Genomic DNA, 21591 nt, shown 5'->3' on the forward strand with positions numbered 1-21591 from the left:
GCAGCAGGGGGCCCAGCAGCACTTAAAGCGCCGGCAGCCCGCGCGTGCTGATCCGGTCCAGGGTTTCGATCAGCAGCCGGCGTTCCTGGACCTTGATCCGCTCATGCAGGCTTTCCTCGGTATCGTCCTCCAGCACTTCTACGGCGGCCTGGGCGAGAATCGGACCCGTGTCCACTCCGGCGTCGGCGATGTGCACGGTGCAGCCGGTGACCTTTACTCCGTAGGCCAGCGCGTCGCGCACGCCGTGCGCCCCCGGGAACGAGGGCAGCAGTGCCGGGTGCGTGTTGAGGTAGCGGCCCTCAAAAGTGTTGATGAAGTGCTCATCCACAATGCGCATGAAGCCGGAGGACAGCACGATGTCCGGGGAATAGGACGCCACCTTTTCCGTCAGGGCCGCGTTCCACTCGGAGCGCACGGCATAGTCGCGGAAGTTCACCACAAAGGTGGGATACCCGGCTTCGGCGGCACGCTGCACCCCCAGGGTGCCGGGACGGTCCGCGCCGACGGCGGCAATATCGACGTCGAGCGTCCCCTCCGCCACGGCGTCCAGAACGGCTTGAAGGTTGGATCCGGTGCCGGACACGAGAACAACGATGCGCATGCGTCAACCTTAGGCTTCACCGTCGCCTAGGGTTAAACCATGAACAACGACGGCCGTGCCCCCGATCAGACTCCCCCGCCGTTGCAGCAGGCGCCCGAAAAGACCGCTGCCACCGACGAGCAAAAGCGAAGCATCCGCGGATATCTGCGGATTTTCGTGGCTTTGGTTGCCGCCGTGCTGCTCACCTCGGGGCTTGCCCTGCCGTGGAAGCTGGTGCCGCTGGCACTGGGAGTTGCCGCGATCGCCGTCGGCATTGTGACGCTGGTGAAGGTGGTGCGCTTCAACAGCGGACCCGCACAGATGTTCGTGACTACTCTGGGCCTGGTTGCCTCCGTGGTGATGACGCTGGGCCTGGGACTGGCAGTTGCCACGTGGGACAGCACGGAGAAACTTGAAAGCTGCCTGGCCAACGCGCTGACCATTTCGGCTCAGGACGAGTGCCGGGACCAGTTCACCACCGGGTTGCTGCCGCGCTGAAAAAGCGCCTCGGGCCTTTTCCGCTGATTCGGAAGCTGGCCGCAGCCTGCATCCTCGTCACGCTGGCGGCACTGGTGGCCGGACCGGCACTTGTCGGCCTGCGTCCGCTCACCGTCCTAACATCCTCCATGGAACCGGGCCTGAGCCCGGGGGATGTGGTGCTGGTCCGATCGGTGGACCCGGAGGACGTCCAGGTGGGCGATGTCCTCACGTTTCAGCCGGCTGGCAGCGCACCCGGATCGCTTCCGGTCACTCACCGGCTAGCCGGTTTCTCCTCAGGCCCGGACGGGTCGCAGCAGCTGGTACTCCGGGGCGATGCCAACCCGCTGCCCGATCCTGCCGTTCCCGCCTCTGCGCTGCAGGGCCGAGTGGCAGCGACGATCCCGTATCTGGGCTATCCGGACCTGCTGGCGCAGCGCGCGGAGCTGGGCTGGATCCGCCCGCTACTGGGCACTGCCCTGTTCGGATATGCCGCACTGCTGTTCTTCCAGCACCTCCGTCAGCGGCGTTCCTCGCGCTCCAGCCAGGGCCCGACGGCGTAGCCCGCCACAACGCCCACGGCCACTTCGGCCGCAATCCACAGTCCCGTCCACAGCGGATCAGCACCCACGTCCACGAACCGGCCTATGCCCGCTGATCCGCCCGAGATCAGGACCACGGCCGCAGCCAGGATTCCGGCCACCAGGCCCACAAAAGCTCCAAGCAGCAGGGTGGAGACCGGCGCCGTAAACCAGCGGGCACGGATCTTCAGGGACAGCCACTCGTCAAAATGATTCTCGCCTTCCCGCAGGAACCACCAGCCGGCCAGGAACCCGGCGGCCACCGGCAGCGCCAGGGCGGCAACAGCGTACTCGGCGCCGCCGGCAGGCAGCGCAGCAAACACAGGAACCGCGGGCAGCGGACCCACAGTGGTCTCCAGCGGACTGATCAGGCTGCCCGTCCCGAGGGAAAAACCTGCCCCAGATGTCCAGCCCAGCGCCCAGCCCATGAAGTTGGGCATCATCCCCAGCTCGACGACGGTCAGCACCACGCCGCCGATGATTCCGGCATCCAGATGCTGGTAAACCGCCACAATCTCGGCCCAGCTCATGGCCAGGGCCGCGGTAACCAGCAGCGCTGAGAAACCCAGTGCCGCGGTAATGCCCACCACCCCGGCCCTGACCACTGCCCACACGTAGGATCCGGCCCAGCGGGAGTGCTGGCTGGTGCGGGAAATCCAGTCCGTGAGGTCCACGCCGATCAGCCGCACCCAGGATCCGGCCTCGCGCCGGGCACCAATGAAGAGTCCCAGGCCCGCCGAGATCAGCGGAATCAACGCGCCTGCGGTCACGGAAATAGACACGTCTTCATTCCCGGAGAAATAGGCGGCGGCAGCCCCGATAATGGCGTAGGTTCCCAGCGCCCCCAGCAGTGCCTGCCACAGCTGGTCCGCGTAGGAGGCCTTGGCCAGCCTGCGCCCGGCACGCCAGGACAGGAAAAACGGGATGAGCGTCAGACCCAGCGGAAACAGGGACAGCAGTCCGGATGTGGCTCCGCTGGCCAGCGTTCCGGCGGGGAAGGTCAGGGTCAGCGGGACACCGTGGATCAGGAGCCAGCCCTGCCCGCCCAGCCGGGCCAGCGACGCAAAGTCCCGGTCGGTGAAGCCGTCGGCGAACCAGACGCCGATGAGTGGCAGGAAAACGAGCAGGGCGGAAAGGACTGCAGCCTGGCCGAATTCGACCACTCCCTGCAGCCACAGGGGCATCGGTAGGACACCCGGAGTTTTGGGGCGGGTAAAGAGTTTCATCACTTCTATCGTCCCATCCGCTGCGCGGCGGACGGATCAGGAGGCGCCGTGAGTCGGACACGGCGGCTGGCGCGGACCGGTGTTTCCAGCCTGCGGGCTGGTCAGGCGGCGAGGTCGAAGATGCCCTTCGCCAGCGCAGCCGCGGCACCGAAGAATGCTATGACAACAACGGCGGCCCGGGCCTGCTCGTCGCGGATGAAACGCTGCAGCTTCTCCCCGGCGTAAATGCCGCCAATGATCATCAGGGCAATGAGCGCCCATGCCCACGGCTGGAACGGCGGCATTTGTCCGGGGTCCAGGGACAGTTTGGCCGTCAGAGTAACAACGGCAATGGTGACAAAGAACGGTTGCAGGGTGGCGGCGAAGGACCGCTGGGGCCAGCGTGCCATCAGGGCATAGGCGCTGACCGACGGTCCGCCCACCCCGGCCACCGCGTTGGTCACTCCGGAGAGGAAACCCGCAACCACCTTCGGCGCGTTGCCCGTCACGGTCACCGAGGTGCGCTGCATGACCAGCGACACGGTGAGGGCCACCAGCACCACGGCACCCACCACCACGGCCATGGGGGCCGACGGCAGGAACACGGCGGCGACCGAAGCCGGGATGCTGCCGCAGACCGCCGGGATGGCGAGCCAGCGGTACATGTCCCAGTCAATATCCTTCCGCACCCGCGTCATGATCAGCGCCGAGGACACCAGGCCGCAGACATTCACCATCAGCACGCCCCCGTGGGACCCCAGCAGGATCACGAGGAACGGAGAAATGAGCAGGGCAAACCCGAGGCCGGCGATCCGCTGCGCGATGGCCCCGATGAAGATTGCCACAAGTACAACGATGAGCAGTCCGGTAGTCACTCGAACACACTACGCTGAACAGATGATCTCCCCCGTCACGGTCCTTCAGACAGCGGATTGGCGCCAGCGCGTCTTCGGCCTCTACGCCCAGGTGCGCCTCACTGCCCGGGAGGTGTCGCCGTCGTACGCCCACGATCTGTGGCGCGCGGAGCGGGACCGGCTCTTCGCCGAACATCCCGCATCGCCGCTGAAACCGCACGCCCGGGAACGCTTCCGCGGCCTGGAGGTGGCTGCCTACAACCCTGAACTGCGCTGCGATGCGCTGATCGATGAGGAGGGCGCCGGCGAGCGGATGGACGTGCCCACCGGAACCGACGGCGTGGTTCCGTTTGTCCGCCTGGGCACCGCGGCGGCCGACGGCGTGGGCCGGCTGGCGGTGTGGCGGCTGGCGTCCTACGGCGGGGGCATTTTCCTGCCTGTGCGTGATGCGCTGTCCGGCACCGACGGCGGAAGCTACGGCGGCGGCCGGTACCTGCTGGACACCATCAAGGGTGCGGACCTCGGGCAGGGGGCGGCTCCGGGCAGCCTGGTTCTGGACTTCAACTTTTTGTACAACCCGTCCTGCGCCTATGACGAGGCCTGGGCCTGCCCGCTGCCCGGGCCGGACAACCGGACGGACGTTCCCTTGGCCGTGGGGGAAATGTACGCCGAGTACTGACTGCGGCCTGCTTTCTTCATCCTTCGTGCACCTCCCGGGCCCAAACACCCCGCCCCCGAATCCTTCGTGCACCTCCCGGGCCCAAACGCCCCGAAAACCCCTTATTGAGCCCCTGACGTGCACGAAGGATTTTCGCAAGGCCTGAGATCTGCACAAAGGATTGCGCTTTCTCGTGCCTAAGCTGGATCCGTGACCGTTTCCATTACCCCAGCATCTCCCGCCGACGCCCCGGAGCTGGCGGCTCTTGCTGCATTGACCTTTCCCCTCGCCTGTCCGCCGCAGGTGTCCGCCGCCGACAGTGCAGCTTTCGTTGCCAAGCACCTGTCCGAAACCGCTTTTGGGCAGTACCTGGCCGACGACTCGAAACAGATCCTGGCCGCCAGACAGGACGGCAGCCTGATTGGTTACGCGCTGCTGGTGTTCGCCGCAGCCAGTGACGCGGAGGTTTCCGATGCCCTCCAGCAGCTGCCGGCTCCGGCGGCCGAGCTGTCCAAGTGCTACGTCCACCCTGCCGCCCACGGCGCCGGAGCAGCTGCCGCGCTGATGCAGGCAGCCGTAGACACCGCCGCCGCATCCGGATACCGGACACTGTGGCTGGGCGTGAATGATCTCAACCTGCGTGCCCAGGCGTTTTACCGAAAGTCTGGATTCAGCGAGATTGGCCGACGGAACTTTACGGTAGGCGGGCATGTGTTCCGCGACTTCATCCTTGCCCTGTCCCTCTCCCCTGACAACGGATGACACACTAAACCCGTGCAGACGTTTCTCCCCTATGACAGCTTCAGCCGCAGCGCCGCTGTCCTGGACCAGGCCCGGTTGGGCAAGCAACGCGTGGAAACTCTGCAGGTCCTGCGCGCCCTCGTGATTCCGGACTACGGCTGGCAGAGTCACCCGGCTATGCGGATGTGGATGGGCTACGTCCCGGCGCTGACCGCCTACGGGCTGGCGATGACCAACGAATGGACCTCGCGCGGGCACGCCGACACTGTCTACCCGCAGCTGCTGGAGTTCGCCCCGGAAGCCGCGGATGACGACGTCGTGCTTCCGCCCTGGTTTGGGGATGCTGCCCTGCACGAGAGCCACCGCTCCAACCTGATTACTAAATCGCCCGACTTTTACGCCCCGCTCTTCCCCGACACCCGTGCAGGGCTGCCCTACGTCTGGCCGGAGCCCGAGCATCCTGAACTGCCCGCGGAACCTACCGGCGACACGCTGTGGGTTGCCCGGCCGGCGGCGGATAAAGATAACGGCAATCCGGCGATCGAGTTGCCCATGCTGAACGCAAAAGGCACACCGGTCACAGGAAAACGGGGCCGCCAGCTGGTGCGCTTCCTGGAGGACATGGAGGACGGCGACGACGTCGTTCTCCTCGGCGCCGACCGTGCCGTCCTAAAGGTTGGAACTGTCGGCCCGGCGTCACTGACCAACGACACAGCGAAACGGACCGTCTCGATTGCCGGGACCATTCCCCGTGCGGCTTTTGCTTACCCCGCGCTGCTGCAGGATCCCCAAACACTGTTTAGGGTCGCGCGGCCTGCAGTCCTCTAGCCTGTGTTCCCCGGAGAAGGAACTTCGGAACCGGCGGCCTTAGACCAAACGAAATCCTGGGCAGTCCATCTGCCATGAGCACCGTGGACTCACAGGAGGGTTAATTCATTCGTCTGTCACTGCCACCGTTAACAACCGAAACCGCTTGGGTTTTGAAAACAGTCATCTGCCACATTGCGTGACTCAGACTTCCAGACGCTGATCGTTTGCACCGGGGGGAAGGTCAAGGCGCGCCCATCAATGGGTATCATCGGCCCACCATTTATCGAGTACTTTCCAGAAAAGTAAATTGCAACTGAGACAAAGTAATCGCCTGGCTCCTGGTATACGTGACTCGTCTCGGTTACTTCGCCGACGAGCTCCTCAGGAAGCGCATTCCCGGGCCAAGCTGCGGGGCCATATATGGTTCCGTCTCCATAATTCCACTCGTACTCTGTAGGCGTCACTTGAATGCGCACGCTCTGCCCTAGCAGCGTCATGTCGAATGTTTGTTCCCTTGCCTCGGCATATAAGTTGGTCGGCATATTGACCAAAGAATAGGGACTAGGCTGCAGCGCGAACGTTCCAGGATCAATGGGTGCGGTCTGGAACTCCTCGAGAACCAATCCAACCAGCTCCGCAGCGACTTCGTCAGGATCTGACGTGTAGATGCAAGTTGGAGTGTCTCCATACCTAGGCCAGGTCTCACGAGGAGTTGCCTTCAGCCCGCTATGCCACCACACGTATTGCCCATTGGGTGCCGCATCGCATTCCACTGGTTGACCTGCCAAACAATCGATGTCGCCATCGTTCTCATCGAAGCAGACAGGGCGATAATAAAACCCGAACAGACTATCGGGCGTTCCCACATTTATTGGGACCATATTCCCTGTCTCTGGGTCCTTTTCACGCACGATTCCTTTAACTCCCCCAGGAGCCCAAGCACCCTCACCGTCTGTGGCATTCGCCTTCGACATCGAGACGCCATCAATCATAAGTAATAAGAAAACTATTAAGCTTACGGTCCATCCTCGCCGCGGCATTCGTTTCTCACATCTCTAGAGTCTCAAGAGTCACCACATACCAGCCCTCCGCGGTGAACATTGCCTCCATTAGTTGTACAGCTGGTGAGCTAGTTCCTGGATCCGTCCCTAAGTGCCCTGCTGGACCGTAGTATTGCAGGTCATCTTGAAGGATCAATATCGTTGCTTGGAACGCTCCTTCAGCTGTTTCAACATAGTTGGAACTGAGGTCTTGAAGGTGCAATTTCGCCCCCATCATCCACTCATTTTCTGAGTAGCCATTAGCGAGAACCTTGTAATAACTCTCGCACGCAAAGCACGTATCGGCGCTTAAAGCACGAAGTGGCCCAGGGTCACCTGTCTCGTACCCATAGTTGATTAGTGAGTACCAGTACTCCGCGAAAGCCTCCAGGCCTTCCTTCGACTTTTCCTTCGCAAGCTCCGGCATCACAGGCAGCGGCACATTCTCCGCAGGCCCCTCGGCGGTCGCCGGCTTATAAGCAGCCGTCGTAGGCGTCGGCGTCGCAGTTGGCGTTGGCGTCGCGGACGCACTGGGGCTGGCACTCCCGCTCGGCGAAGCGCTGGATGCACTAGTCTCCGCAGCTTCAGCCTCAGGCTCCCCGGAACCGGAACAGCCTCCCAACACCATGACAGCTGCCACCCCGGCAGCACCCAGACGGACAGAAACCGGGACAGAACGGGTGCGAGTACGGAACATCGAAATACCCCCAGGGCATAAATGGTGCGGGACTGGACGTGACGCCAACAGTACGTGGCTGCGCCACAGCATACGGAGTTATCCACAGCACGCCAGAGAAAAGCGGAAACCGTCTATTCCAGCCCTGCCGGACGAGGATCAGTCCATATCCCGCAGCGACACCAGCATCCGCTTCACATCACGGAATTCAGCACTGTCCCCGTAAGCGGCCGCTCCGTCCAAATAGGACTGGCCGGGCGCGGCGTCCTCGCCCGAAAACCGCCCGGCAAAACGGCCGCCGCTGGATTCCGTCAAGGTAAAGAAATCAAAGAGCCCGCACTCGCCGCGGTCACCGAGTTCGCTGATCACCGCATAGGTGGCCAGGGGCTCGCCCCGCTCCGGGGTGGAAAACGCCACCGACCGGTACACAAACCGCTGATCAGTGCCCTGGGCCGAATCCAGCTCGGGCATCGGTACGGAGTCGTACTCCGTGTACTGCGCGGCTTCGTCCGGGTCCGCACACACCAAACCGGTGATAATCCCGGTGTCCAGCTGGGCAATCAGGTCTCCCCCGGCGTCGTTCACCTGAACCGAAACACCGCCGGCGGGGTCATTGGCCAGCGGCTCAATCTCCTCCACGGTCCAGTTGGGGTGGTGCTCAAAGGCGAGCGCCCCGTCCCGTGTGGTGTAAGACGGCCAGTCGCCTCCGGCATCCGAGGGCGCCCCGGTGTCCGGAGAAGAGGCACAGGATGACATACTGAGCACAAGCAGCGTTGTCGCCGCCAGCGTGGTGTTACGGTATCTCACATCAGCTCCCTGAGACGTCCGCGCTAGCCCTCAATGCTACTCAGCTGCGGCACCCTCGCCCAGAGCATCCGGCCTATCCGGAACGCGCCCGGTAGATCCGGTCCGCACCCCGCAAGCCAGCAGTACCCACATGTGCAGAGCCGCACGAGCCGCGCCCGCATGTGACGCGGCCTCCGACCCCGCATTCGAAACTTATTGGAGGTTCCGATTACAGACATAGCAGCAGAACACGATGTGTATTTCGGCACCCCCGAACCCGAGCATGAAAGTGAAGACCTCCAGACCGCGTCCCTCGCCGTGGTCCAGCGGGTGGAACACCGGCCCGACGTCGCCAAGGTCAAGGGCCGCCTGACCCTGATGGACACCGGGCTGACCCCCAACCAGGCCATGGTCCAAGACTTGTTGTTTGTCCGCAAAGTGCTGGAGGACGCCGGCATCACTTACCTGCTGGTGCGCGGAAATGACCAGCGCCCCGTGATCGCCGTCGATTTGGCCCACCGCGAGCAGCTCCGCCGCGCCATGGTGGAAGCCTGCCGGGAAGAACCCTTCTATTCACGCAGTGTCGACACCAAAAAGTCCCGCACCCTGCTCATCGCCGACGGCGACCTCTCGCCTTCGGACAAGTCCCGGATCATCCGGGTCTACCGTCCCCGGGCCGTCAGCGGCACCAACCTCACGTTCGGTCCCTCAGCCGGCGTGCAGCTGGAACTCTGGGACCTCACCGGCCCGGAAATCACCCTCCCCGTGGAGAATTCGCTGACCCGCCGCACCCTGCCGGCCAACGAAGTGGTCCGCGGAACCGTGGAAAAGCACGGTCTGACCTGGCCGACCATCGAGAACATGTTCGCGGACCACGCCACGGACATCGACTTCGACGTGGACTTGGTGTTCTCCTGGGTGGACGGCAGCTCGGCGGAATACCAGGCTGCCCGCGCCGCCCGGATGAAGGACGCCGTGGTGGGCGAAGGCGATGACCACGAGGCACGCTTCCGCCAGATCAACGAACTCAAGTACGCCCTGCGCTCGGTCTACATGTTCGCCCCGTGGATCCGCCGGATTTTCATTGCCACGGACTCGGACCGCCCGGACTGGCTGGCCGACCATCCCTCGGTGACCTTTGTCCGCGCCGAGGAGCACTTCAAGGATCCCTCCGTCCTGCCGACCCACAACTCGCAGGCAGTGGAATCCCAGCTCCAGCACATCCCCGGCCTGGCCGAGCATTTCCTGTACTCCAACGACGACATGTTCTTCGGCAGGCCGGTGGGACCCGACCTGTTCTTCTCCCCCGGCGGCATCACCAAGTTCATCGAAGCCAGTACCCGCATTGGCCTCGGTGCCAATGATCCCGAGCGCAGCGGTTTCGAAAACGCAGCCCGGGTCAACCGGCGCCTGCTGTGGGAGCGGTTTGGCCGGATCACCACCCGGCATCTGGAACACACTGCGGCTCCCCTGCGCAAAAGCGTGCTCCTGGAGATGGAGGCTGAGTTCCCGAACGAGTTCGCGGCCACCGCTGCAAGCACGTTCCGGGCGAAGGACAACATTTCCGTCACCAATTCGCTCTACCACTATTACGCGCTGCTCACCGGACGTGCCGTCACCCAGGAAACGGCGAAGGTGAAGTATGTGGACACCACCTCCTACGCCGGGCTGAAGGCCATGGACAAGCTGCTGGCGAAGCGGAATATGGACCTGTTCTGCCTCAATGACGGCAGCTTCCCTGAGGTTCCCGCCCAGGAGCGCGCGGAGCGCGTCACCGACTTCCTTGAGAAGTTCTTCCCGATCAAGGCACCCTGGGAGAAATAGGGCCGGAACGACGACGGCGGAACCCGCCTGAGGTGGGTTCCGCCGTCGTTATTCAGTTAAGGGCTGAGCAGCGCGGTTAGCGGGAGACGACTACGTGCTCATTCGGCACGCAGTGGGTCATGGTGAGGCCCTCCACGTTGCGCGGGCCGTTGTGGCCCAGGTTCTTCATCCGGTTGGTTTCTTCCTCGTTGAGGGTCTGGGTGGCCAACGGACCGAGATCCTTGATCTCCTCCAGGCTGATGCCCAGGCCCTCGCCGACGCGGGCGCCCAGCTCGTCATCGCACATGTAGAAGTGCCAGAGCATGCGTTCCTGCACCGGGCGGATGGCTTCGCCGATGTTGGCCACGAAGTTGGCCACCAGGTCATCCTTCTCCCACTGCTCCATCAGCTGGTAGCGCTGGCCTGCCTGCATGTAGTCGTTGGTGCGGGGCAGGCGGGCACGGGTCAGGCGGCCTTCAAGCTCCGGGCCGAGCTCGGACGGCGCAGTCTTGGGTGCCTCCTGGAGCCCGCCGGTGATGTTCGGCTCATAATTCACGTGCGGGTTCTGGCCCGGCGCAAGGTCGGTGCCGAAGGACATCTGGCCGCCGCGCTGGTTGGTGGCAACCCGGGCGTTCTTCGCGGAGTTCACCGGAAGCTGCAGATAGTTCGGTCCCACCCGGTAGCGCTGCGTGTCCGAGTAGCTGAACGTACGTCCCACGAGCATCTTGTCATCGGAGAACTCCAGCCCGTCCACCAGCACACCGGTGCCGAAGGCGATCTGCTCGTTCTCGTTGTGGTGGTCCGTAACATTGCGGTTCAGAGTCATGGTGCCCACGTACTTGGGCTCAAAGTCCTGCTCCGGCCAGGTCTTGGTGTCATCCAGCGGGTCAAAGTCCAGTTCCGGATGATCGTGGTCATCCATCAGCTGCACGTACAGGTCCCACTGCGGGTAGTCTCCGCGCTCGATGGCCTCGTACAGGTCCTTGGACGCGTGGCCGAGGTCGTTGGCCTGGATGTTCGCGGCGTCTTCCTCGGTCAGGGACTTCACGCCCTGCTTCGGCTGCCAGTGGTACTTGACCAGCTTGGACTCGCCCTGGGCGTTGACCCAGCGGTAGGTGTTCACGCCAAAGCCCTGCATGTGGCGGTAGTCCGCGGGGATGCCGCGCGGGCTGAAGAGGTTCACCAGCATGTGCATGGACTCGGGGGTCTGCGACATGAAGTCGAAAATCCGGGCCGGTTCCTGCCGGAAGGTGACGGGGTCCGGCTTGAGGGAGTGAATGACGTCCGGGAACTTGATGGCGTCGCGGATGAAGAACACGCCCAGGTTGTTGCCGACCAGGTCCCAGTTGCCGTCTTCGGTGTAGAACTTGATGGCGAAACCGCGGGGATCACGGGCGGCTTCGGACGAGTCACGGCCGCCGATCACCGAGGAGAACCGGATGGCGACGTCGGTCTTCTTGCCGGGCTCGGAGAAGAGCTTGGCGCGGGTGTACTTGGCAATGGGCTCGTCACCCCACTTGCCGGAGGCCTCGAACTCGCCGTAGGCCACAAAACCCCGGGCATGAACCACGCGCTCCGGGATCCGCTCACGGTCGAAATGGCTGATCTTTTCCAGAAGCTGGTAGTTCTCCAGCGTGGCAGGACCGCGGGCACCCACGGTGCGGGTGTTCTGGTTGTCGTAAACCGGATGCCCCTGGCGGGTGGTCAAATGCTGCTGCACGGCGTCGCTGCCTTCGCTGCCGGCGGGAGTGGAGTTCGCTGCGTCTGTCATCACGTTCTCTCTGTGTGGAGTTTGTGGTTCGAGGTCAGATCCTTCATGACCAGGGTAAATGTTTCCCACCTCCACTCTTATTGTGTGTCGCTTCACGCGTCAAGCTCGGTTCGAAGGCCGTGCAGTGGCGGCACGGGCCTCCCCTTGGCAGACTGGGGCCATGACTACCGAAGAACGGCCCCCCATTGTCGAACTGAGTCCCGAGCAGTGCTGGAAGTATCTGGAGAAAACCTTCCACGGACGCCTGGCAGTGAGCGTGGCCAACCGGCCCAGCATCTATCCGTTGAACTATTACGCGCACGACGGCGTCATTCTGTTCCGTACCAGCCCCGGCACCAAGCTGGCAGAGCTGACCGTGAATGACCACGTGGCGTTCGAGGCCGACGGAATCCTCAGCGACCAGGCCTGGTCCGTGGTGGTCCAGGGCACCACGCGCACGCTGGACACGCAGAGCGAGATCGACGACGCGGACGAGTTGCCGCTGCAGCCATGGGTGCGGACCCTGAAGTACCGGTACGTGGAAATTCAGCCCGAAACCATCACGGGCCGGTTCTTCAACCTGGGCCCGGAACCGGAACGGTACCCCGAGGAGATGTAACTCCGGCGGGCGGTATCAGGCGGAAGTCAGCTGCTGGGCGTCCATGATCCGGATGCCGGCAGCTGCCAGCCGGCGGCGGGTTTCGGCCTCGTCCACGCGCTCGCCCACGGTGCGGTCCTCATCCAGCGGCACCACTGAGTGCACTACCGAGTCCTCATAGACATGCACCATGTTGTACGCCTGGCCGGCGTCCTGGCCCCGCGTTCCGGGCGTGGTCAGGTCCTGGGTGTAACAGGTTGCGGACGCCACCGAGACGGGAATACCCGCGAACGTGGCAAACGTTGAGTAGTGCAGGTGGCCGGCGATAATGGACCGGACATCGGTTCCTTCCAGCACTGCCGCGAGATCGCGCTGATGGCGCAGTTCCACCAGGACAGTCAGGTCCTGGACGCTGGGGACCGGCGGGTGGTGCAGGGCCAAAATGGTGCCGTCCGGTGCCGGTGTCTCCAGGGTCTTCCGCAGCCAGTCCAGCTGGGCTCCGCTCAGCTCGCCGTGGTGGTAACCGGGAACGGTGGAATCCAGGGTGATGATCCTCAGCCCGTTGACCATGTAGACGCGGTCCACCGGAGCCATGTCCGGCGCTTCGTCCAGCAGCGCGGACTTGAGGTGCTCGCGGTTGTCATGGTTGCCCATGGCCCAGATCAGCCGCGCTCCCATGCGCTCCGCAACGGGCGCCACGATGTCCCGGAGCTTTTTGTAGGCCTGGGGCTCGCCTTTGTCCGCCAGGTCCCCGGTGAACACAATGGCCTCAGGCCGCTGTCCGGAAGCTTCGAGCTTGGCAAAGAGCTCCTCCAGCTTGGCGCGGCTGTCCACTGCTCCGTAGAGAGGATCGGGACCGGCCACCAGGTGGGTGTCGCTCAGATGAAGAATGAAATGTCGCGGCCGGGGGTGTTCGGCCGGGAGGAAATCCATGAGGACCTTCTTGTGTCGACAACAGGTGCTTCGGTTCTTCTTTTCCATCAAACCAGAGTTTCCAGTTGAGGGTGAACCTCAGGCGGCGTGTTCACCACTTGAGTAGTACAGGTAGCTGACGGGACCCGGAGATGCGGAGGACCCGCCGGCGGCCGGGTGCGAGTTGAATTACCTGCTCTGGCGCACTTCAGCCGCCGCCCGTAGGCTCGTGGGTGTCAGCGACTTCACGGGAGGACCCCTCATGAGAATCAGCCACATTCCGTTGCGTCTAACCACGGGCGCGTACATCCTGAACTCCGGCCTGGGCAAACGCGGCCTGGACGAGGAAAGCGCAGCCGGGCTGCAGCAGATGGCGGCCAACGCGTTTCCCCAGGTCATGGATCTTGACGCTGTCAGGTTTGGCAAACTGCTCAGCGCAGCGGAGATCACGGTGGGCCTGACCCTGCTGACACCGTTCGTTCCCAGCCGGTTGGCAGGTCTGGTGCTCGGAGCCTTCTCCGGCGGCATGGTGACCATGTACCTGAAGACTCCGGGACTCACGGAAGACGACGGAATCCGGCCCACAGCCCAGGGCACACCCCTGGCCAAGGATTTCTGGATGGCGGGGATTGCCGCTGCACTGCTGCTGGACCGCAAGAACCGGACCAAGGTCAAAGAAGTCAAGGTTCCCGCACCGGTGAAGGCCGGGGCGGCAGCCGCGGCCGTGAAAGCTGCCAAGGACATCAAGCACCACAAGGATGACAAGGACAGCAAGAAATCCAAGTAGACCGCCAGTGCCCGGCCCTTACCGGTTCGCAGCGGGCCGGGCACTGCCTGCAGGTATTACGTAACACGCAACACAGCCGAAACATGGCGGTGGAACACTCGTCATATGTTTCTCACACACTCGGATAAGGACAAGCTCCTGCTGAGCGTCGCCGGCATGGTGGCACGAGACCGGCGGTCGCGCGGCGTCCTGCTCAACCATCCCGAAGCCGTGGCACTGATCTCCTGCTGGGTCATTGAGCGGGCCCGTGAGGGCGGACTGGTTGCGGATCTCATGAGCGAGGGCCGCAGCGTCCTCACCCGCCGGGACGTCATGGAGGGTGTCCCGGAAATGATTCCGGACCTGCAGATCGAAGCCACCTTTCCCGACGGCCGCAAGCTGGTCACCATCACGGACCCGATTTCATGAGCGGCCTGATACCCGGTGAAGTTCGCACCGCTGCAGGTTCCCACAACCTCAACGCCGGCCGCGAAACGCGCGTCCTCGTTGTCACCAACCACGGCGACCGGCCCGTCCAGATTGGCTCCCACTTCCACTTTGCCGACGTGAATCCGGCCCTGGGCTTTGACCGGGCAGCCGCCGTCGGCTTCCGGCTGGGCGTGCCCGCCGGAACCGCCGTGCGCTTCGAACCCGGGGCCTCCCGCGAAGTCACGCTCGTGAAACTGGCGGGCTCCGGCACCGTGCCCGGGCTCCAACTCCGCGGCAGTGACCCCACCGCCGCACCCGCTTCCGGATCGGAGTCCTGATGCACATCAACCGCCGCGACTATGCCCATCTGTACGGCCCCACGGTTGGCGACTCCGTCCGGCTCGGGGACACCGACCTGTGGATCAGCCCGGAGAAGGACTACACCTTCGGCGGCGACGAATCGGTCTTCGGCGGCGGCAAGAACATCCGCGAATCGATGGCGCAGTCCACCCGCACGTCCGCCGGGGGCGCACCGGACCTGATCATCACCAACGTGCTGATCGTGGATCACTGGGGCATTGTCCGGGCCGACGTCGGGGTCAAGGACGGACGCATCGCCGGCATCGGCAAGTCCGGCAACCCGGACATCATGGACAACATCGACCCCGCCCTGGTGATCGGCCCCGGGACCGAGGTCATCGCCGGCGAGGGGAAGATCCTGACCGCCGGCGGAATCGACACCCACGTGCATCTGCTTGGCACCGACGCGCTGCATGAAGCCCTGGCCTCAGGCATCACCACCGTGGGCGGCGGAGGCACCGGCCCCGCAGAGGGTTCCAAGGCCACCACGGTGACCCCCGGTGCGTGGAACCTGCAGGTGATGCACCGCGCGCTGGACACCCTGCCGATGAACTTCCTGCTCTACGGCAAGGGCAACACCGTCAGCCAGGCAGCCCTGGAGGAGCAGGCACTGGCCGGTGCCGCCGGCTACAAGGTCCATGAAGACTGGGGCTCCACCCCGGCGGCCATTGACGCGGCGCTGACCGCGGCGGACCGGTGGGGTGTGCAGGTGGCGCTGCACGCCGATTCCCTGAATGAGGCCGGCTACGTTCAGGACACGCTGGCCGCCATCAAGGGCCGCGGCATCCATGTTTTCCATGCCGAGGGAGCCGGCGGCGGACATGCCCCGGACATTATTACGGTGGCTTCCGCCGCCAACGTGCTGCCGGCGTCGACCAATCCCACGCTGCCGTTTACGGTCAACACCGTGGCCGAGCATCTGGACATGCTGATGGTCTGCCATCACCTGAATCCGCGCATCCCCGAGGACCTCGCGTTTGCCGAGTCCCGGATCCGCGCCAACACCATGATGGCCGAGGACGTGCTGCAGGACCTCGGCGCCATGTCCATCACTTCCTCGGATGCGCAGGCAATGGGCCGGATCGGTGAAACCATCACCCGCACCTGGCAGGTGGCACACGTGATGAAGGACTACATGGGCCCCTCGGAATCGGCCCTGCCTGCGGACAATGAACGTGTCCGCCGGTACATCGCCAAGTACACCATCTGCCCCGCGGTGGCCCACGGCATCGACCACGAAGTCGGCTCGGTCGAGGCGGGCAAGATGGCGGATCTGGTGCTGTGGAATCCTGCCTTCTTCGGCATCCGTCCCTCCCTGGTGATCAAGGGCGGCGCCATTGTGGCGGGCCAGATGGGCGATCCCAATGCTTCTCTGCCCACCCCGCAGCCGGTCTGGATGCGCGAGGCCCTGGCCGGCAGGGCCTCCTCGGCCCCGCATCTGTCCACCTCCTTCGTGGCGCAGGCGGCCCTGGATGACGGGCTGGCAGACCGGCTGAACCTGGTGCGGAAGCTGACCGCCATCCGCTCCACGCGTGATGTGACAAAAGCTTCCCTGCCCAATAACACTGCGCTTCCGGACATCCGGGTGAATCCGGAAACCTTCCTGGTCAGCATCGACGGGCAGGTCATTGAACCCGCGCCGGCCTCGCAGCTTCCGCTGACCCAGCGCTACAGTCTGTTTTGAGGGCGGGAAGCATGACATCTTCCGTGCCCGGCGGCGTCCGCGCAGGGGAATCGGCCATTGCGGCGTTCCTGCTGGCTGATTCGCGCCTTCCGTCGGGCGCGTATTCGCATTCCGCCGGCCTGGAGCCTGCTGTGATGGCCGGGCTGCAGGTGGACGGCGTCTATCCGTACCTGATCTCCCGTCTGCAGACCGTAGGCCGGATGGAAACCGTTGCCGCTGTGCTGGCGCACCGCCGGGCCCGGGAAATCTGTGCGGCGGCCGGGCCAAATGACGACGGCGGCGTCCCGGGCTTTGCGGCCCTGGAGGCTGCGCTTGACGCCCGGACGCCGTCGGCCGCCCAGCGGGATGCGTCCCGCCGCCTCGGCCGGGGAATGCTGCGGCTGGCAGCCACGCTCGCTCCCGGGGATCCTGCCGTCGGCGCCCTGAAACGGGAGGCACCGCGCCCGCCCCGGCCGGTGGCGCTGGGCGTGGCCGCCGCTGCCTTGGGCGTGGGGGAAGCAGCCCTTGCCCGGCTGTGCTGCTACGACGATGCGCAGTCCGTGGTGGCCGCCGCCCTGAAACTGCTGCCCATTGATCCCATGAGCGCCACCGCCTGGATCCTGGACGCCGAACCGCAGATCAACGCCGTCGCCGACGAGGCCCTGCAGGCCCGGAGCCTTGAAGACCTTCCCGCACTCAGCGCTCCCCTGATGGAGCACTGGGCTGAAGACCACACCGAAAGAACAAGGAGACTGTTCGTTGCCTGAGACCCCGCCCGCCGCTTCACCCCTGTCCGATCCCAACCGTTCGCTGCGCCTGGGCGTTGCCGGACCGGTGGGAACCGGCAAGAGCTCACTGATCGCCACTATTTGCCGCGCCATGTCCGGGGAGCTGCAGATCGGAGTGATCACCAACGATATTTACACCGACGAGGACGCCCGGTTCCTGCGCTCGGCCGGTGTGCTGCCCGCGGAACGCATCCGCGCCGTGGAAACCGGAGCCTGCCCCCACACCGCCATCCGCGACGACGTGACCACCAACCTGCTGGCGGTGGAAGATCTGGAGGCGGACTTCGCCCCGCTGGATCTGGTGCTGGTGGAAAGCGGCGGCGACAATCTCACCGCCACTTTCTCCCCCGCCCTGGTGGACGCGCAGATCTTCGTCCTGGATGTGGCCGGCGGCGGCGACGTGGCCCGCAAGGGCGGCCCCGGCATTGCCCGGGCGGACCTGCTGGTCATCAACAAGATTGACCTGGCCCCGCATGTGGACGTGGATGTGGACCTGATGGTCGCTGACGCCACCGCCGCCCGCGAAGGCGGTCCGGTGCTGGCCCTGTCCCGCAAACAGCAGGACACCATCGATGACCTCAGTGCGTGGGTTCGCGCCATGGTGGCCCGGCACCGCGCAGGTTCCCATACGCCGCAGGATCCGGGTCCGATGGCACCGCATTTCCACGCCGATGAAGACGGCGGTTATATCCATTCGCACGATGAGGAGCCCGGCGCTGTTCCCCACCGGCACTAGGCCCGCCTCCGGCGCCGGCCCGGCCTCCGTCACTGTCCCCTCCTCCGGCGCCGGCCTCGTGCGGCCGCGCCCCACCCGCATCAGCGTGGAACACGACGGCGGCCGTGCACGGTTCTCAGTGCTCGATCAAGGACTGTACCTGGCTGCGCGTCCGGTCAACGGGACCGCCCGTCCGCTGCACCTGCGCGTAGCCCTGATCGGCATCCATATGATGCTCCTGGGCGGTGACGACGTGCGGATTGAAGTCTCAGTGGGCCCCGGCGTCACCCTGGAAGTGGTGGAGCCGGCGGGCCAGGTGGCGTACGACGCCGATTTGGTTCCCTCCCGCTGGTCCCTGCACGCGGAGCTGGGAGAGGACTCAGCCCTGATCTGGGACGGCGCGTCCTTTGTGGCTGCCGCGGGATCGAATGTGCAGCGGGAAACCCGGTTGCAGCTGGCCGCAGGGGCGCGCGCCCTGGTCCGCGAGACCCTGGTGCTGGGCCGCAGCGGCGAACACGGCGGCAGGCTGCGCAGCACCACCCGTGCCGCCGGACCGGGCGGGGACATCCTCTTCGAAGACCTGAACCTCACCGGCCCGCGGGACCGCGCCGTCGGAATTCTCGGAGCTGCCAAGGCGGTGGCCAGCGCGACGGCGGTAGGCTGGCGTCCCGGGCAGGCCGCCGTACCCGGTGTGCCCGACGACTCCCGGGCCCGGCGCTTCGATCTGGCCGGGCCGGGAGCCGTGGCGCGAAGCCTCAGCACCGAAGCCCACCGTGCGGACAGTGCAGCTGCCCCCGTCTACGAGGCGTGGCGGGCTGAACTGACAGGCTAGCCCGTCCGCGTGTACCGGCTTTGCGGAAGCAGGCTCAGGCTGGTTGGCTGGTGCATGCTGCGCACCCGAGTGCCTGTCCCACGGAAGGAAGACACCATGGCTGAAAGCCTGCCCGGTTTTACCCGTTTTGAGCAGTTTGCCGTGGACGTCAACGGCATCACCGTGACCGGCCGCCTATCGAGGGCCGGCGATGCCGGTTCTGCGAACTCCGGTCCCGGAGGCTCCGGTCCCAAGCCGGCGCTGCTGCTGCTGCACGGCCATCCGGAAACCCACCTGATGTGGCACCGGGTTGCCGACGCACTGGCCGAACGGTTCACCGTGGTGGCACCGGACCTGCGCGGGTACGGCGGTTCCTCCAAACCCGCAGGAGAAACGGACCACTCCACCTACAGCAAACGGGAAATGGCCAGGGACGCGGTCCTGCTGATGGAGCATTTCGGTGCCGAGCGGGGTTTTGAAAGTTTCGCCCTGTGCGCCCATGACCGGGGAGCCCGGGTGGGACACCGGATGCTGGCGGATTTCCCCGGCAGGGTCTCCCGGGCCATGTTCCTGGACATCGCTCCCACCCTGGACATGTACGCGGCCACCGACCGGGCCTTTGCGGAGGCGTACTTTCACTGGTTCTTCCTGATTCAGCCGGCTCCTCTGCCCGAGGCCCTCATTGAAGCCAACTCCCGGTCCTACATAGAGAACATCATGGGCAGCCGCTATGCCGGGCTGGAGCCGTTTCCCGCTCCCGTGCTGGACGCCTATGTGGCAGCTTTATCCTCCCCCGGCGCTGTTCACGCCATGTGCGAGGACTACCGTGCCTCAGCCACCATTGATCTGGAGCATGACCGGGCGGACCGCGAGGCAGGACGGACTCCGGAGGTGCCGCTGCGGGTGCTCTGGGGTGAGCACGGCGTGATTGAGTCGCAGTTCGAGCCGCTGGCGCTCTGGGGCAAAGCAGTGCCCGGCGCCACCGGCAGGGCGGTGGACGCCGGGCACTATCTTCCCGAGGAAGCCCCGGAGGAAGTACTGGCGGAGATGCTGGCCTTCTTCTAGTACACGATCCCGAACACCCAGACGGCCAAAGTGAACGTCACCAGCGTGGTCAGCACCAGGGCAATGAGGTTCAGCCAGAGGCCGGCCTTCACCATATCCGCGATCTGAACGTGGCCGGAAGAGAACGCAATCGCGTTGGGCGGGGTGGCCACCGGCAGCATGAACGCACACGTGGCGACGATGGCCACCGGAATAACCAGCAGCAGCGGGTCAACACCCAGGCCCATCGCCACTCCGCCAATCAGCGGCAGGAACGTTGCCGCCGTTGCCGTGTTGCTGGTGAGTTCGGTAAGCCCCAGGACGAGGGCCGCAACCACCGCCACAATCAGGATCAGCGGCAGCGTCTCCAGTGCCGATACCTGGGTGCCGATCCATTCACTGAGGCCGCTGGCTGTGAACCGGGAGGACAGGGCGAGCCCGCCCCCGAAGAGGATCAGGATGTCCCACGGCAGTTCCTTGGCACTGCTCCAGTCCAGCAGCGGCACGCCTTTCCTGACACTGGCTGGGATGACAAAAAGCAGGATGGCCACGCCCATGGCAATGACGGCGTCGGCAATGTTGGAATCGGGCCACAGCAGCGGGACCGTGATCCAGGACCCGGCGGCCAGGACAAAGATGGCGAGCACCTGCTTTTCGCCCATCGACATCCGGCCCAGGCGCTTGTACTCACGCTGGATCATTTCCCTGCCGCCGGGGATCTCCGTGATTTCCGGTTTGAAGATCACGCAGGTCAGCAGGTACCACGCCAGACCCATGAAGATGACGGCCAGCGGCACTCCCACCAGCATCCACTGGCCGAAGCCGATGTTGACGTCATGGGCATCAGCCATGTAACCCACCATCAGGGCGTTGGGAGGGGTTCCGATGATGGTGCCCAGGGAGCCGATCGAGGCGGAATAGGCGATGCCCAGCATGAGCGCGATGCTGAAGTTCTTGGGAGCCTTCTTTTCTTCATTCAAGTTGGCCACCAGCGTCAGCACGGAGATGCCGATGGGCAGCATCATCACCGCTGTTGCCGTGTTGGACACCCACATGCTGAGGAATCCGGTAGCCACCATAAAGCCGGCAATCAGCTGCTTGGGCTTGGTCCCCACCAGGAGGACGGTTGCCAGCGCGATGCGGCGGTGAAGGTTCCAGCGCTGCAGGGCCAGGGCGAGGAAGAAGCCTCCCATGAACAGGAAAATGATGGGATCGGCATAAGGCGGCGCCGTTTCCTTGATGGTGGACACGCCTAGGACCGGGAACAGCAGCAGCGGCAGAAGCGCAGTCGCGGCCAGCGGAATGGCCTCCGTCATCCACCAGACCGCCATCAGGACGGCGACGGCGGCGGTTGCGCGGGCAGGCTGGGCCAGATCCTGGGGCATGATCAGGTAGACCACCGCGCCCAGCACTGCACCAAGCAATAATCCGAGGCGCTTGCGCAGCAGCACCCGTCTGTCTTCCGCAGGGGCAAGCATCCCCGGGGCAGTCTCTTCGTCAGTCTCTGTACTTGGTTCGGTACCGGGCAGTGTCACAGTGCTGTC

The 21591-nt window shown here is 64.7% G+C and carries 24 protein-coding genes; 15 read left to right on the forward strand and 9 right to left on the reverse strand.

The genetic code is table 11. From position 1 onward, the window contains the following. Positions 1 to 22 precede the first annotated feature (22 nt). Positions 23 to 601: a phosphoribosylglycinamide formyltransferase gene (gene purN, locus QMA10_RS02780; RefSeq protein WP_290165940.1), complete on the reverse strand. Its 579-nt coding sequence runs from the start codon at positions 599 to 601 to the stop codon at positions 23 to 25. Positions 602 to 640: 39 nt separating this feature from the next. On the opposite strand from purN, the gene QMA10_RS02785 reads away from it, so the two are divergent. Both QMA10_RS02785 and QMA10_RS02790 read left to right on the forward strand, forming a co-directional pair. After that, positions 641 to 1078 carry a hypothetical protein gene (locus QMA10_RS02785; RefSeq protein WP_290165941.1) on the forward strand — a complete coding sequence of 146 codons (438 nt, stop codon included), beginning with the start codon at positions 641 to 643 and terminating at the stop codon, positions 1076 to 1078. Then, positions 1039 to 1620: a signal peptidase I gene (locus QMA10_RS02790; protein WP_290165943.1), complete on the forward strand. Its 582-nt coding sequence runs from the start codon at positions 1039 to 1041 to the stop codon at positions 1618 to 1620. Before QMA10_RS02785 ends, QMA10_RS02790 begins: the two co-directional genes overlap by 40 nt. Here the strand turns inward: QMA10_RS02790 and QMA10_RS02795 are convergent. Together QMA10_RS02795 and QMA10_RS02800 are read right to left on the reverse strand one after the other, a co-directional pair. After that, entirely contained in the window at positions 1578 to 2864 is a 1287-nt protein-coding gene (locus QMA10_RS02795; RefSeq protein WP_290165945.1) for a DUF6350 family protein, read from the reverse strand. The genes QMA10_RS02790 and QMA10_RS02795 overlap by 43 nt on opposite strands. Before the next feature lie 101 nt (positions 2865 to 2965). After that, complete coding sequence (locus tag QMA10_RS02800; protein ID WP_290165947.1) at positions 2966 to 3718, reverse strand: sulfite exporter TauE/SafE family protein; 753 nt, start codon at positions 3716 to 3718, stop codon at positions 2966 to 2968. 22 nt (positions 3719 to 3740) lie between these two features. Between QMA10_RS02800 and QMA10_RS02805 the strand changes: the two genes are divergently transcribed. The 3 genes from QMA10_RS02805 (at position 3741) to QMA10_RS02815 (ending at position 5924) form a co-directional block, all read left to right on the forward strand. Beyond that, on the forward strand, positions 3741 to 4376 hold the full coding sequence (locus QMA10_RS02805; RefSeq protein ID WP_290165950.1) for a DUF1684 domain-containing protein: 636 nt from the start codon (positions 3741 to 3743) through the stop codon (positions 4374 to 4376). A 189-nt stretch (positions 4377 to 4565) separates the two neighbouring features. Next, positions 4566 to 5117: a GNAT family N-acetyltransferase gene (locus QMA10_RS02810; protein ID WP_290165952.1), complete on the forward strand. Its 552-nt coding sequence runs from the start codon at positions 4566 to 4568 to the stop codon at positions 5115 to 5117. Positions 5118 to 5129: 12 nt separating this feature from the next. Beyond that, positions 5130 to 5924 carry an MSMEG_6728 family protein gene (locus QMA10_RS02815; RefSeq protein WP_290165954.1) on the forward strand — a complete coding sequence of 265 codons (795 nt, stop codon included), beginning with the start codon at positions 5130 to 5132 and terminating at the stop codon, positions 5922 to 5924. Positions 5925 to 6052: 128 nt separating this feature from the next. Here the strand turns inward: QMA10_RS02815 and QMA10_RS02820 are convergent, their stop codons facing one another. The 3 genes from QMA10_RS02820 to QMA10_RS02830 all read right to left on the reverse strand — a co-directional run bounded on the left by QMA10_RS02820 (position 6053) and on the right by QMA10_RS02830 (position 8429). Then, the gene (locus tag QMA10_RS02820; RefSeq protein ID WP_290165956.1) at positions 6053 to 6817 is read right to left on the reverse strand and encodes a hypothetical protein; all 765 of its coding nucleotides are present in this window, start codon (positions 6815 to 6817) and stop codon (positions 6053 to 6055) included. A 136-nt stretch (positions 6818 to 6953) separates the two neighbouring features. Next, positions 6954 to 7715, reverse strand: a complete 762-nt coding sequence (locus QMA10_RS02825; protein WP_356833482.1) for a DUF6318 family protein — start codon at positions 7713 to 7715, stop codon at positions 6954 to 6956. A 66-nt stretch (positions 7716 to 7781) separates the two neighbouring features. Next, the gene (locus QMA10_RS02830) at positions 7782 to 8429 is read right to left on the reverse strand and encodes a hypothetical protein (RefSeq protein ID WP_290165958.1); all 648 of its coding nucleotides are present in this window, start codon (positions 8427 to 8429) and stop codon (positions 7782 to 7784) included. Positions 8430 to 8726: 297 nt separating this feature from the next. Between QMA10_RS02830 and QMA10_RS02835 the strand changes: the two genes are divergently transcribed. Beyond that, the gene (locus QMA10_RS02835; RefSeq protein ID WP_290166121.1) at positions 8727 to 10232 is read left to right on the forward strand and encodes a stealth family protein; all 1506 of its coding nucleotides are present in this window, start codon (positions 8727 to 8729) and stop codon (positions 10230 to 10232) included. Between the two features lie 76 nt (positions 10233 to 10308). Here the strand turns inward: QMA10_RS02835 and QMA10_RS02840 are convergent, their stop codons facing one another. Then, the gene (locus QMA10_RS02840; protein ID WP_290165961.1) at positions 10309 to 11982 is read right to left on the reverse strand and encodes a catalase; all 1674 of its coding nucleotides are present in this window, start codon (positions 11980 to 11982) and stop codon (positions 10309 to 10311) included. Positions 11983 to 12142: 160 nt separating this feature from the next. Here QMA10_RS02840 and QMA10_RS02845 point away from each other — a divergent pair, with 160 nt between their 5' ends. Beyond that, complete coding sequence (locus QMA10_RS02845) at positions 12143 to 12580, forward strand: pyridoxamine 5'-phosphate oxidase family protein (RefSeq protein WP_290165963.1); 438 nt, start codon at positions 12143 to 12145, stop codon at positions 12578 to 12580. A gap of 15 nt (positions 12581 to 12595) precedes the next feature. Here the strand turns inward: QMA10_RS02845 and QMA10_RS02850 are convergent, their stop codons facing one another. Then, positions 12596 to 13492, reverse strand: coding sequence for a phosphodiesterase (locus tag QMA10_RS02850; protein WP_290165965.1), 897 nt, complete (start codon positions 13490 to 13492; stop codon positions 12596 to 12598). A 241-nt stretch (positions 13493 to 13733) separates the two neighbouring features. Between QMA10_RS02850 and QMA10_RS02855 the strand changes: the two genes are divergently transcribed. The 8 genes from QMA10_RS02855 (at position 13734) to QMA10_RS02890 (ending at position 20068) form a co-directional block, all read left to right on the forward strand. After that, the gene (locus tag QMA10_RS02855) at positions 13734 to 14258 is read left to right on the forward strand and encodes a hypothetical protein (protein WP_356833487.1); all 525 of its coding nucleotides are present in this window, start codon (positions 13734 to 13736) and stop codon (positions 14256 to 14258) included. 105 nt (positions 14259 to 14363) lie between these two features. Continuing rightward, positions 14364 to 14666 (forward strand): urease subunit gamma, encoded by a 303-nt coding sequence (locus QMA10_RS02860; RefSeq protein WP_290165967.1) that lies wholly within the window; start codon positions 14364 to 14366, stop codon positions 14664 to 14666. Positions 14667 to 14671: 5 nt separating this feature from the next. Continuing rightward, positions 14672 to 15004 (forward strand): urease subunit beta, encoded by a 333-nt coding sequence (locus tag QMA10_RS02865; protein ID WP_356833549.1) that lies wholly within the window; start codon positions 14672 to 14674, stop codon positions 15002 to 15004. Continuing rightward, entirely contained in the window at positions 15004 to 16710 is a 1707-nt protein-coding gene (locus tag QMA10_RS02870; RefSeq protein ID WP_290165971.1) for an urease subunit alpha, read from the forward strand. The genes QMA10_RS02865 and QMA10_RS02870 overlap by 1 nt, the downstream gene beginning before the upstream one ends. 11 nt (positions 16711 to 16721) lie before the next feature. Further along, positions 16722 to 17456, forward strand: coding sequence for an urease accessory UreF family protein (locus QMA10_RS02875; protein WP_290165973.1), 735 nt, complete (start codon positions 16722 to 16724; stop codon positions 17454 to 17456). Then, on the forward strand, positions 17449 to 18213 hold the full coding sequence (gene ureG, locus QMA10_RS02880; RefSeq protein ID WP_290165975.1) for an urease accessory protein UreG: 765 nt from the start codon (positions 17449 to 17451) through the stop codon (positions 18211 to 18213). The genes QMA10_RS02875 and ureG overlap by 8 nt, the downstream gene beginning before the upstream one ends. Continuing rightward, positions 18179 to 19024, forward strand: coding sequence for an urease accessory protein UreD (locus QMA10_RS02885; protein ID WP_290165977.1), 846 nt, complete (start codon positions 18179 to 18181; stop codon positions 19022 to 19024). Before ureG ends, QMA10_RS02885 begins: the two co-directional genes overlap by 35 nt. A 96-nt stretch (positions 19025 to 19120) precedes the next feature. Then, positions 19121 to 20068 carry an alpha/beta hydrolase gene (locus QMA10_RS02890; RefSeq protein ID WP_290165979.1) on the forward strand — a complete coding sequence of 316 codons (948 nt, stop codon included), beginning with the start codon at positions 19121 to 19123 and terminating at the stop codon, positions 20066 to 20068. Here the strand turns inward: QMA10_RS02890 and QMA10_RS02895 are convergent. Further along, positions 20065 to 21525 (reverse strand): DASS family sodium-coupled anion symporter, encoded by a 1461-nt coding sequence (locus tag QMA10_RS02895; RefSeq protein WP_290166123.1) that lies wholly within the window; start codon positions 21523 to 21525, stop codon positions 20065 to 20067. The genes QMA10_RS02890 and QMA10_RS02895 overlap by 4 nt on opposite strands. Positions 21526 to 21591: the final 66 nt, after the last annotated feature.

Origin of the sequence: Arthrobacter sp. APC 3897 (assembly GCF_030407495.1) — a bacterium.
Lineage (GTDB): Bacteria > Actinomycetota > Actinomycetes > Actinomycetales > Micrococcaceae > Arthrobacter_B.